General features: G+C 71.0%; 8 protein-coding genes and 1 pseudogene. 5 read left to right on the top strand and 4 right to left on the bottom strand.

The annotated features are described in order from the left end of the window. Positions 1-1882: 1882 nt before the first annotated feature. Entirely contained in the window at positions 1883-3673 is a 1791-nt protein-coding gene (locus ABD908_RS24400; protein WP_345000952.1) for a fatty-acid--AMP ligase, read from the bottom strand. A gap of 470 nt (positions 3674-4143) precedes the next feature. After that, a complete protein-coding gene (locus tag ABD908_RS24395; protein WP_345000950.1) occupies positions 4144-4848 on the bottom strand; it encodes a thioesterase II family protein in 705 nt (234 codons plus the stop codon). Positions 4849-4914: 66 nt separating this feature from the next. On the opposite strand from ABD908_RS24395, the gene ABD908_RS24390 reads away from it, so the two are divergent. Continuing rightward, on the top strand, positions 4915-5946 hold the full coding sequence (locus ABD908_RS24390; RefSeq protein ID WP_345000948.1) for a nucleoside hydrolase: 1032 nt from the start codon (positions 4915-4917) through the stop codon (positions 5944-5946). Continuing rightward, entirely contained in the window at positions 5933-6406 is a 474-nt protein-coding gene (locus ABD908_RS24385; RefSeq protein WP_345000946.1) for a DinB family protein, read from the top strand. The genes ABD908_RS24390 and ABD908_RS24385 overlap by 14 nt, the downstream gene beginning before the upstream one ends. 19 nt (positions 6407-6425) lie before the next feature. On the opposite strand, the gene ABD908_RS24380 is transcribed toward ABD908_RS24385, so the two are convergent. Together ABD908_RS24380 and ABD908_RS24375 are read right to left on the bottom strand one after the other, a co-directional pair. Further along, on the bottom strand, positions 6426-7676 hold the full coding sequence (locus ABD908_RS24380; RefSeq protein ID WP_345000944.1) for an adenylate/guanylate cyclase domain-containing protein: 1251 nt from the start codon (positions 7674-7676) through the stop codon (positions 6426-6428). A gap of 14 nt (positions 7677-7690) precedes the next feature. Beyond that, the gene (locus tag ABD908_RS24375) at positions 7691-8770 is read right to left on the bottom strand and encodes an FUSC family protein (RefSeq protein WP_345000942.1); all 1080 of its coding nucleotides are present in this window, start codon (positions 8768-8770) and stop codon (positions 7691-7693) included. A gap of 87 nt (positions 8771-8857) precedes the next feature. Between ABD908_RS24375 and ABD908_RS24370 the strand changes: the two genes are divergently transcribed. From ABD908_RS24370 to ABD908_RS24360, 3 genes and pseudogenes are all read left to right on the top strand, one after another. Further along, positions 8858-10063: an acyl-CoA dehydrogenase family protein gene (locus ABD908_RS24370; protein ID WP_345000940.1), complete on the top strand. Its 1206-nt coding sequence runs from the start codon at positions 8858-8860 to the stop codon at positions 10061-10063. Positions 10064-10107: 44 nt separating this feature from the next. Continuing rightward, complete coding sequence (locus tag ABD908_RS24365; RefSeq protein ID WP_345000937.1) at positions 10108-11403, top strand: FAD-dependent oxidoreductase; 1296 nt, start codon at positions 10108-10110, stop codon at positions 11401-11403. Positions 11404-11603: 200 nt separating this feature from the next. Then, positions 11604-11823: pseudogene (locus ABD908_RS24360) on the top strand (FAD-binding oxidoreductase); the annotation flags it as partial.

Raw genomic sequence — 11823 nt, 5'->3', positions numbered from 1 at the left:
AACTCCTTGGCTCACAGAACGACATGGCTACGATCCGACTTCGCGCGGTCGCGCGCGCATACCACGCCGAACCGCCCGGAACGCGGGCTGTGGAAGTCGAGCGCATGCGCGATCTCGCGCAGGGGAACCCCCGCGCCGGCACCGCCGTCGAGCCAGTCGGCGAGCGTGGCGGACCACGCCGCCACGCGCTCCGGCGACTGACCGGTGACGACGAGCGACGTGACGGCGGGCGACGTGTCGCGCGGCGCGTCGCGGAGAGTCGCCGCGGCCGGCACCGGGGCCTGCTCGATCACGACGTGCGCGTTGGTACCGCCGAAGCCGAAGCCGGACACGCCCGCCCGGCGCGGATGCGGCCGCTGCGGCCAGGCCGTGGGCTCCGCGATCACGGCGAGGCGCTGCGCGTCGAAGGCGATGTGCGGGTTGGGGTTCGCGAAGCCGAGGTTGGCCGGGATCCGGCCGCGCTGCACGGCCAGGACGGCCTTGATGAAGCCGGCGACGCCGGCCGCCGCCTCGAGGTGACCGAGGTTCGACTTCACGGCGCCGAGCAGCAGCGGATCGGCGGCCGGGCGCCCCCGGCCGAGGACGGTGCCGAGCGCGCGCGCCTCGATCGGGTCACCGAGCAGGGTCCCGGTGCCGTGCGTCTCGACGTAGTCGACGTCGCGCGGCGGGATGGCGGCGTCGGAATACGCGGCGCGGAGCACCGCGACCTGGGCCGCGGGATTGGGGGCCATGAGGCCGTTGGACCGGCCGTCCTGGTTGACGGCCGAGCCGCGCACCACGGCGAGTACGCGGTCACCGTCGCGCTCCGCGTCGGCGAGCCGCTTGAGGAGCACGACACCGCAGCCCTCACCGCGGACATAGCCGTCGGCGGCCGCATCGAACGAGTGACACCGGCCGCTCGGCGACATGCCGCCGAGCTCGTCGAAGCTCCGGGTCACGGCGGGTCCGAGCATCAGGTTGACGCCGCCGGCCATCGCGAGGGTCGACTCCCCCGAGCGGAGGCTGCGGCACGCGAGGTGGATCGCGACGAGCGACGACGAGCACGCGGTGTCGACGGTGAGCGACGGCCCGCGCAGATCGTAGTGGTACGAGACACGGTTGGCGATGATGCTCAGCGCGCCGCCGGTGCCCGACCAGCCGTCCACACGGCCCAGCTCGCTGCCGACCAGATACCCGTACTCGCTCAGCGAGGCCCCGACGAAGACGCCGGTTCTGGTGTGCCGCAGCGATTCCGGTGCGATGCCCGCATGGGCGAGGGTCTCCTCCGTGACCTCGAGCAGCAGCCGCTGCTGCGGGTCCATCCGCTCCGCCTCGTTGGGCGACACGCCGAAGAAGTCGGCGTCGAACTCGGCGACGTCGCGCAGGAACGCGCCCCACCTGGTGGTCGTCGCGAGGGCCGCGGCCGACCCGGCGTCGCGAACGAACTGCGGCCAGCGGTCGTCCGGCACCTCGCCGATCGCGCAGCCACCGGCACTCAGGAAGTCCCAGTACCGGTCCGGGCCTTCGACGTCGCCGGGGAGCCGGCAGCCGAGACCGATGACGGCGATCGGGTCGGCCCCGTCGCCGGTCGCAGCGCCCGACGGAGTCGAGGCGGCCGCGGCCGGCTCCGGGGTGCTCGAAGCGTCGTGACCGGAGGCGAGCCCGGCGGCGAGGACGTCGATCGTGGGGTACTCCCAGAACTCGACGGCCGACACCGGGCGACCGAGCAACTCGGACAACTCCCCGGAGAGCACCAGTGCGTCGGTCGAGCCGACGCCGAGGTCGCGTAGCGGGGCATCTGCATCGACCTGGTCTGCCGCGCAGCCTATCTGGGCGATCAGGTAGTCGACCAGCCACGCGCGCAGCTGCTCCTCGGTGACGCCCGCCCTGCCCGCGGCCTCGGTCATTCCGCCGTCCCGAGGCGGTCGAAGCCGCCGGCCCGATAGATGGCGGCGCTCTCGCGGCGCCGGGTCTTGCCGCTGGTCGTGATCGGGATGGCACCCTGCGGCACCAGCACGACGTCCGCGACTCGCAGGCTGTGCTGCCGCGCGATCGCGGCAGTCACGTCGCGCCGCACCTGCGCCACCCGCTCGGCGACGGCGGCGGCGTCGGCCGGGAGCCGACGCAGCTCGGCGATCACCACGAGTTCCTCGGTGTCCTGGCCGGCCACCGACACGGCGGCGGTCCGGGCGCCCGTGCACGCGGACACCGTCTGCTCGATGTCGTCGGGATAGTGGTTGCGGCCGTCGACGATGATCAGGTCCTTGATGCGGCCGACGATGTAGAGCGAGCCCTCCGACATGACCGCCAGGTCGCCGGTCCGCATCCACGGCCCCTCCGGGGTGCCCTCGGACGGAGCGACGATGCGGCCGCCGAAGGTCTCCTCCGTGCGGGTCGGGTTACGCCAGTACCCTGCGGCGACGTTCGGTCCGTGCACCCAGATCTCCCCGACCCGATCGTCGGGGCACTCGCGGCCGGTCTCCGGGTCGACGACGCGGAAGGTGGTGATGCGCTGCGGGCCGAGGCCGACCAGCAGCGAGCCGGTCGCGTCGCTGTCGGTCGCCTGGGCTGCGTCGGCGTGGGCGGCGGCAGTCGTGTCCAGCCGCAACGCGTAGCCGGCGGCGAGCTTCTCGTAGTCGAATCGCGCGATCGGCAGCTCCGTGCGCGGTGCGACCGAGGCGACATAGAGAGTCGCCTCGGCGAGGCCGTAGCCGGCCATGTGCATGCCCGGGGTGAAGCCGTAGGGGGCGAACCGCTCGTTGAACCGCTCGACGGTTCCGACCTGGACCCGTTCGGCGGCGTTCATCACGGCGTGGACGCCGGCGAGCGACAGGCCCTCGAGATCGGCGTCCGAGGTCCGGCGCGCGGCGAGCTCGAACGCGAAGTTGGGCGCCGCCGAATGGGCACACGGGTAGTCGGCGAGCAGCCGGATCCAGCGGGAGGGCTTCTGCAGGAAGGAGATCGGGCTCGTGAGCACAGCGTGACGGCCGGTGCCCACCGGCGCCATGATCCCGAGCATCAGCCCGAGATCGTGGAAGAACGGCAACCACGACACGAGCGTCGTATCAACGGGCGGTGTGCCACCGAAGTCCGAGAACTGATCGGTCGCAACCTGTTCGATGTTGGCCACGATGTTGCCGTGGGTCACCGCGACGCCCGACGGCGTTCCCGTCGAGCCCGAGGTGTATTGCAGCAGCGCGAGATCGGATGCGGAACGCACCGTGGTGTACGGCGCCGGCGGCGCATCGAGGTCCAGCGCATCCACCTCGATCACGGCGATCCGCGCGCCCGGGACCGCGGCGACCGACGGCATGACGGCGTCGACGGCGGCCGACGTGGTGACCAGAGCGGCCGGGTCGCAGTCCCGCAGCACAACCGAGGTCCGCTCGTCGTGGGCGCCGAACAGCGGCACCGAGAGCGGCACCGCCACCATGCCGGCCTCCAGGATCCCGAGGAAGGCGACTACATAGTCCATGCTCTGCGGCGCGATGATCGCGACCCGGTCCCCCACGGTGCCGACCCGGCGTAGCTCCCCCGCCACGACGGTGGCCCGCTGATGCATCTGGGACCAGGTCAGCGTCTCGGCGTAGCCCGCCGGATCGACGTCGTAGTCGACGAATGTGTAGGCGGCCCCGTTCGGCTCGAGCCGTGCTCGGCGCTCGAGGATCTCGGGAATGGAGACGTCGTCAGACACTTGAAAACACAACCCTTCAGGAGACCATCAGAAAATGGCTGGGCGAACACGGATTTCCGATCGGCCCTCACGGTGCGGCCGACAGTAACACCCCCCACCGGGGGTGTCCACGTCGATTCACAGCGTCGCACCCGGTATTTCCTGCTAACAGCAACCTGCGGATAAACAATGCTGAGGTGAATGACTGAGATCGGCTACAACAACCCAGCGACACCATTCACAACCTGCATCCCAGATACAGGGGTGTGCATTACCGGTCATGACAGGATGCGTCGAGACACGCACTGACCTGCTAATAACTCGGGTAGACGTGCGGACCTGATGCCCCGCCAGCCGTCCGGCCACGAGCATAGATAGTTTGCTCTCCGACGTAAATAGCGGATACGACAACCCGCGTCATTGCTCTTCGGTGCGAATTCTGCCAATTGACGATGAGCTGGCTGGATAGAAATCACAACCTGTGGATTCGGTCAGTGTGGCGTGGTCAGGACGCGCTCGATATCGGACGCGAGTTGATCGGCGTCGTCCTCGAAGTAGAAGTGATGTCCCGGAAACGAACGAATGCCGAACGCCGCCCCAGTCCGCTCGGACCACGCACTCACCTGGTCGTACGTGGCGATCTGGTCGGTGTCGGCGTAGTACGCCTGGATCGGGCAGCGCACCGTCGCGTCGGGCGGGCACGAGTAATCCGTGATCGCCTTGAACCCGCGCAAAGTGGGCAGGATCCGCGCCGCGAACTCGTCGTTCTCGAGTAGCTCCGGCCCCGCGCCGGTCAGCCGCGTCACCGCCTCCAACAACCCACGGTCGGTATCCGGTACATCGTCGAAGCCGGCCCTTCCCGGTGCAGCGCACGCAGAGACGAACAGCTGGGCAACCGATCGCCCGGCCGCCTCGAAACGGCGTGCGACCTCGAACGCGACCAGCGATCCCATGCTGTGGCCGAACAGTGCGATGCCGCCCTCGGCGGGGGCCGCGGCGGCGAGCCGCCCGTACACGGCCTCGGCGAGGTCGGCGATGCCTGCGAGGCCCGCCACGTCGTGCGTGCCGCGGCGGCCCGGATACTGCACCGCCACGGGTTTGAGACCGGACGGCAGCGCCCGCGCGAGCGGGACGTAGTACCGGGCCGAGCCGCCCGCGTGCGGGAAGATGTACAGCGTGGAGGGGTGGTCGATCACGCGGTCACAGTATCCGGTCGAGTAGGCCACGGGCCGCAGCCCACTCGCGGCCCTATCATTTCGACCATGCCCAAGGTTCTGTTCGACTGCGACACAGGGATCGACGACTCGCTCGCGCTGCTCTACCTTCTCGCCCATCCGGAGGTGACCCTCCTGGCTGTGCTGTCGACTGCGGGAAACGTTCCGGCTCAGCAGGTCTCCCAGAACAATCTGGGCTGGCTCGAGCTGGTCGGCCGGGACGACCTCGAGGTGTGTCTCGGCGCCGACGCTCCGCTCGCGACGCCACTGATGACCACCGAGGACACGCACGGGCCCCTCGGTGTCGGGTACGCGGAACTACCGACCCCACGCCGGGCCGAGTCGCATCGCACCGCCGCCCAGGCGTGGTCCGAGATCACCCGCGCCCACCCCGGTGAGGTGGTCGGCCTGGTGACCGGTCCCGCCACCAACCTCGCGCTCGCGATCCGCGGCGATCCCGGCATCCCGGCGCGGCTGCGTCGTCTGGTGTTGATGGGCGGCGCATTCCACCATGCCGGCAACACGACGCCGACCTCCGAGTGGAACGTGGCGGTGGACCCCGAGGCCTGGCATGAGGTATTGCACGCCTACGAGGAGCTCGCGGGCACCGGTGTGGCGCTTCCCATCCTGTGCCCGCTCGATCTCACCGAGACCGTCGAGATGACCCCGGATCACCTGTTGCGCCTGGCCGATGCCGCGGGTAGCACGCCGGCGGAGGCACTGTCGGCCGACGACCCGGACGGCGGCCGGTCCGTCGCGAGCAACCCGCTCGTGCGGGCGTTCACCGACGCGGTGCGCTTCTACTTCGAGTTCCACCGGGAGCACGACAGCGGGTACATCGCGCACATGCACGACCCGTTCGCCGCCGCCGTCGCCGTCGACCCGACCGTCGCGACGCTGCTGGACGCTCCGGTGGACGTGGAGCTGACCGGGAGTCTCACCCGGGGCACCACCGTGGCCGACCACCGGCACATGTGGGGAAGGCCCGACAACGCGCGGATCGCGGTCGCCACCGACCCCGCAGCCTTCTTCGACCGGATGATCGACACCGTCGGGGGGTACGCGCGTGACCTCGCCTGATCCGCTCCTCGACGCGTTCGACACCGTCACCGCAGAGGTGTTCGACGCGATCGCCGTCGTCCTGGAACGCTGCGACGATCACACCGTCAACGCTGTGCCCGATGCGCCCGGCGTCAACTCCGTGTTCGCGCTGGTGACCCATATCGACGGCATGATCGGCTACTGGGGCGGCTCGTTCGCTGCCGGGGAGGCGATCCCCCGCGACCGCGACGCGGAGTTCCGCGCACGCGGGACCGTCGAGCAGGCCCGCGAGCTCCTGCTCCGGGCGCGCACCCGGCTGCCCGGGTGGGCTGCGGCCGCGCGGACGGACGGCATCCGGGGCCGGGCCGCGACCGGCACGACCCGCCGCGACACGGCAACGGCGACTCCCGAGTTCGTGCTGCTACACATCCTGCGCGAGCTGGCGCAACACGCGGGCCATCTGCAGATCTGCGCCGATCTCGTCATCCGAGGTCGATAGGAGCGGCGCGCGGCGCGACCTACCTGGCCCGGCTCGACGACCTTTGACCGGGGACCCGCGCCACCAGGAACCAGGTATGCATGACGCCCTTGCCCTTGACATCGACCAAGCCGCGGTCCTCGAGCACGAAATCGCTCTGCAGCTGCTCGGCGACACCCGACGGTACCTGGATCCGGCCGACCGGCGCAGTCGACTCCATCCGTGACGCGACGTTGACCGCATCGCCCCACACGTCGTAGAAGAACCGCTGCGTGCCGATGACCCCGGCGACCACCGGGCCGCTCGCGACTCCGATCCGCAGCGGGACGGGAGCGCCCGCCGGGTCGCGGAACTCCGCGACCGTGTCCGCGAGCGCCAGGGCCAGCCCGGCCATGGCCGCCAGGTGATCCGGCCGCGGCTGCGGCACCCCGCTGACCACCATGTACGAGTCGCCGCTGGTCTTGATCTTCTCCAGGCCGTGCTGCGCCACCAGGGCGTCGAGCCGGCCGTAGAGCTCGTTGAGGAAGGCCACGAGCTCGGTCGCCGTCTCGCCGCTTGCGCGCTCGGTGTACCCGGCGATGTCGGCCATGAGGACGGACGCGTCGTCGTATCTGTCCGCGATAACGGCGCCACCCGACGCCTTGAGGCGGTCGACGACACCGCTCGGCAGGATGTTGTTGAGCAGCGCCTCCGAGCGCTCGTACTGCCGCTCCAGGTCCGCCTCGGCGGCCGCCACCTGGCGCAGCCCGAACCAGACGATCCCGACCGCCAACCCACCGGCCACGATCGCGTTGACGACGAAACTCACCGTGAGCATCCACGCGGGCTGCGTGCCGGTGTCGTTCGGCACCGTCAGCTGCAGCGTTATCAGCAGTGCGATGCCGAGTGCGGCGGCCGACACCGCGTCCCGCCCCCGCTCGATCCCGAGCACGACCACGCCGCACGCGGCGGCGGCGAGAAAGTACAGCTGGAGCCCGGCACCGGTCCCGACGACCGCGCAGACGAGGGTCAACGACCCGTACGCCACCGCGATGAAGGTCCACGGCGCGACCAGCTCGCCCAACCGGTAGAGGCGCGGGACCAGGACGAACAGGGCCGCCGCAGCGATGTTGACGAATCCGATGTACCAGAAGCCCCGGCCCACCACCAGCTGCAGCACGCCGAAGACCGCGAAGACGGCAGCGGCGGTCAGGGCCGCGGCGGTGAGCATCCGCAGGCGGGGCGCGCGGCCGTCGGACGGTTTCCGGCGTGGGTCGGCCAGGTCGGACACGCACGGCGGGCGCTCGAGCACGGCCGAAGCGTAACTCACCCGGGCGCGCCCGACCGCCGTTCTCTGATCCACTGCGTGCCCAGCATGAGCACCACCGCCACGGCGGATCCGATGATCGTCTCCACCAGACGTTCGACGAGCAGCGGGTGCGCGACCGGCACGACGAACGACAGACTGCACAGGACCATGGTCGTGATGAACGTCGTGGCCACGGCGTACCTCTTCAGCACGGTCGACTCGATGAAGAACTGGCACACCACGACCAGCACCACCAGGGCCGCGCGCGGCCAGTGCATCGCCAGCACCGCGCCCACGACGAGCACCCCGACCAGGGTGCCGCCGATGCGCTCGAGCGCCCGCACGAGACGGTCCGGCGCCTTGGTCACCGGCAGCACCGAGATCGCCGCGACCATCGCCCAGTACGGTCGGCCACCGTGGACGGCGTATGCGATCGCGCCGGCGGCCACCACCCCGACGATGTCCCGCAGGATCGTCCACCAGACCTGCGGCTCCCGCACGGCCGCCACGTCGACGATCGGCGCTCGACGTAACTGCTTGAGCGCGACGTCCGCGACCGGGCCGTGTGCGTCCTCGGGCGCGAACCGGCGCACGATCCACCCCGACATCGTGACCACCCACGACAGTGCCGCTGCGGCAGCCGCGACGCCGAACCGCAGCCCGCCGTCGCCGGCGACGGGTACCACCGCGCACACGGTGAGCGCGATGGTGTGGAACATCGGCTGCGGTGGCAGCAGTTGGAAGACCGCGATCAGCAGGCACGCCGGGACCAGCATCACGGCCACGGCGAGGAGCAACTGCACGTGCGGGGCCCCGCTCAACAGCAGGCCGGCGCCCACACAGGCCAGGATGCTCACGCCGCCGACGGTGACGGTGCGGGCGCGTATCCGGTATCGCTCGTTGCTGCCGTAGACGGCGGTGAACGCCCCGAACATCGCGTACAGCAGCAGGTTCAGGTGCCCGGTCGCGTCGAGCACCGCCGCGCACACGGCCAGGACCAGTGCGGCGCGGAAGGCCACCTCGACCTTCTGCAGGCGCGGCACCACCGTCGCCCCGGCTTCCCGCCGCCTGCCCTCGGCCGTTCCCGCTGCACCCACGGCAGTGGATTCTAGTGTTCGCGGACCAGGACTCATGGCGCGCGTAACCATCGCCAATCGCGCCACCGGACGCCACAGTCGTACGGCATGACCACCTCATTGACCCGGCCCGATTCCGATACGCCGCTCGCCGAACGCTTCCGTCCGGTGTTCGACGAGATCGCCGCCGGCGCCGTGGCCCGCGAGCGCGACCGTGAGCTCGCCTTCGACGCGGTCGCCCTGCTCCGCGACTCGGGGTTCACCTCGCTGCGGGTGCCCACCGAGTTCGGCGGCTCCGACGTCACGCTGCGCGAGTTCTTCTCGCTGCTCATCGATCTGGCGGCCGCCGACTCCAACCTGCCGCAGGCGCTGCGCGTGCACTTCAGCTTCGTCGAGGACCAGCGGCTCGCGAAGTCGGACGACGGTGACGGCTGGCTCCGCGCCGTGGCCGGCGGGCTGATCGCCGGCAACGCGATCACCGAACCCGGGGTGGGCGCGGTCGACCGGTACCGCACCGTGCTCACCGCCGACGGCGCCGGCGGGTACCGCCTCAACGGCGTCAAGGCCTACTCGACCGGCACGCTCTACGCGGGGATCATCGTGGTCGCGGCGGACCTGGACGGCGAACGGGTCACCGTCCTGGTCGACGCGGAGGCGCCCGGCGTCGAGCGCATCGACGACTGGGACGGCTTCGGGCAGCGCCTCACCGCCAGCGGTACCACCACGTTCACCGACGTCGTCGTCCCCGCGGAGCGGGTCGTCGGCCCCGGCTACGGGGTTCCCGGCGCCACCTACGTCACCTCCTTCCTGCAGCTCGTCCAGCTGGCCGGCCTCGCCGGCATCGCGCAGCGCGCCACCGACGACGTCGCCGACTGGGTCCGGGCGCGCACCCGCTCGTACACGCACGCCGTCGCCGACCTGCCCCGGCACGACCCGCTGGTGCAGCAGGTGATCGGCGGGCTGTCGAGCGCGGCATTCACCGCACGCGCGGCCGTACTCGCCGTGGCCGATGTCCTCGACGCGGTGCTCGACGATCGCACCGAACACGCGGACCGGCTGACCGAGGCCGAACTCGCCGCCGCGCAGGCACAGGTCACCGTGATCGACCTGGTACTCGCGGCGACCAGCCGCCTGTTCGACGTGGGCGGTGCCTCCATCGTGGCCGCCGACCTGCGCCTCGACCGACACTGGCGCAACGCCCGCACGCTCGCCGTGCACAACCCCGTCATCTACAAGACCCGTGCCATCGGTGACTACGTACTCAACGGCACCGAGCTCCCGTTCGCGTGGAGCGCCGGCCGCCGGCCGCAGTGACCACCGATCGCACCCGACTCCCCCAGCCCACGGAAGGCATACTCATGACCAACCCCATCCGAGTCGCGATCGTCGGCGCCGGCATCGTCGGCGCGACCACCGCGCTCGCGCTGCAGCGCCACGGCGTCGACGTCACCCTGTACAGCGACCGCAGCATCGAGGACCTTCGGGACGCGGTGCCCGCGACCGGTACGGCCGTGCTGTTCGGCCGGTCGCGCGACGTGGACATCGATCTGATCGGCGAGTCCTACGCAGACGCGCCGGTGTCGCTGGGCATGGCCACCCGCTTGGTCTCCGGCGAGCCGGGCGAGCTGACCACCCTGCTCGACTTCGACCCCGACTTCCATTACACGGCAGCGGGTGTCGACGTGCGGCTGCGCGCCCACGACCGACTCACGGAGTTCGTGCGCGCGGGTGGCGCCTTCGTCGTGCAGCCCGTCACCGTCGGCGACCTCGACGCGATCGCCGCGGACCACGACCTCACGCTGCTCGCGACCGGCAAGGGCGGCCTGGTCGAGCTGTTCCCCGTCGATGAGGACCGCACCGTGTACCGCGAGCCGCAGCGCGAGCTGCTGGCCGCCGCGTTCGCCGGCCTGGGCCACGGGCCGGAGGTGTTCGCGCACCGGGGCGGCGGCACGCACAACGTCTTCAACCTGCACGCCGAGCACGGCGAGCTGTGGATCGGACCGTACTGGCACAAGGACATCGGGGCGTCGTGGAGCTTTCTGGGCTTCGCCAGGCCGGGCAGCCCGTGGGTCGAGCGGTTCGACTCGGTGACCGATGCCGCGAGCGCGCTCGAGGTGGTCACCGAGCTGTACCGCGACTACTACCCCGAGGACCTGCCCGAGATCGAGAAGCTGACCGTCATCGAGGAGGACCAGCGGTCGTGGCTGCGCGGCGCGGTGACACCGACGGTACGGAAGCCGGTCGGGCACACTGCATCCGGGCGGCCGGTGGCGGCGATCGGCGACACCGTCCTCGCCTTCGACCCGATCGCCGGGCAGGGCGCGCAGACCGGCATCATCCAGGCGGCCGCGCTCGTGGCGGCGATCGTCGCCCGCGGCACGGACTTCACCGAGGACTGGATCGCCGAGCAGTTCGACGACCACTGGGACGCCCGGGGGCACGCCGCGGCGGAGGTCACCCGCCTCTTCCTCGGCGACCCCGACTACGCGTTCGTCGCGGGCAAGCTGTTCCCGGCGGCGCAGGAGGACGACGCGGTGGGCGCTGCCCTGTTCGGGCTGCTGTCCGAGCCCGCGCCGATCCTAGGCCTGCACACCGACGAGGATGTCGACCGGTTCATCGCGGACGCGAAGGCGGCCGCACTGGTCCGTAGTTGACCACCATGTGCACCGTTCCGTCGGTCGCCGGTTGACCACCATGTGCACCGTTCCGTCGGTCGCCGATTGACCAACATGTGCACCGTTCCGTCGGTCGGTCGGCCGACGGAACGGTGCACATGTTTGTCAGTGGCGGGCGTAGCAGTCCGCGCGGGCGTGCGCCAGTTTCCCGACCGGAGGCGCGGCCTACCCTGAAGCGCATGTCTGACACCGCCCCGGCCGCGGCCATCGTCGTCGCCGCACTGGCCGCCGCCGTCCCGGCCGACCGGATCGTCACCGACGCCGACATCACCGGGGGATACGCCCACGACGACGCCGAGTGGGCGCCGTACACGACGCCGCTGGCCGTGGTCCGGCCGCGGTCGGCCGACGAGGCCCGCGCCACCGTCGCCGCGTGGGCCGGGCTGGGCGTGCCGATCG

The sequence above is a fragment of the Tsukamurella soli genome (genome assembly GCF_039541155.1).
In the GTDB taxonomy this organism is placed as follows: domain Bacteria; phylum Actinomycetota; class Actinomycetes; order Mycobacteriales; family Mycobacteriaceae; genus Tsukamurella; species Tsukamurella soli.
Note: the sequence above shows the minus strand (reverse complement) of the source record. Positions and strands in the feature narration are given on the sequence as shown.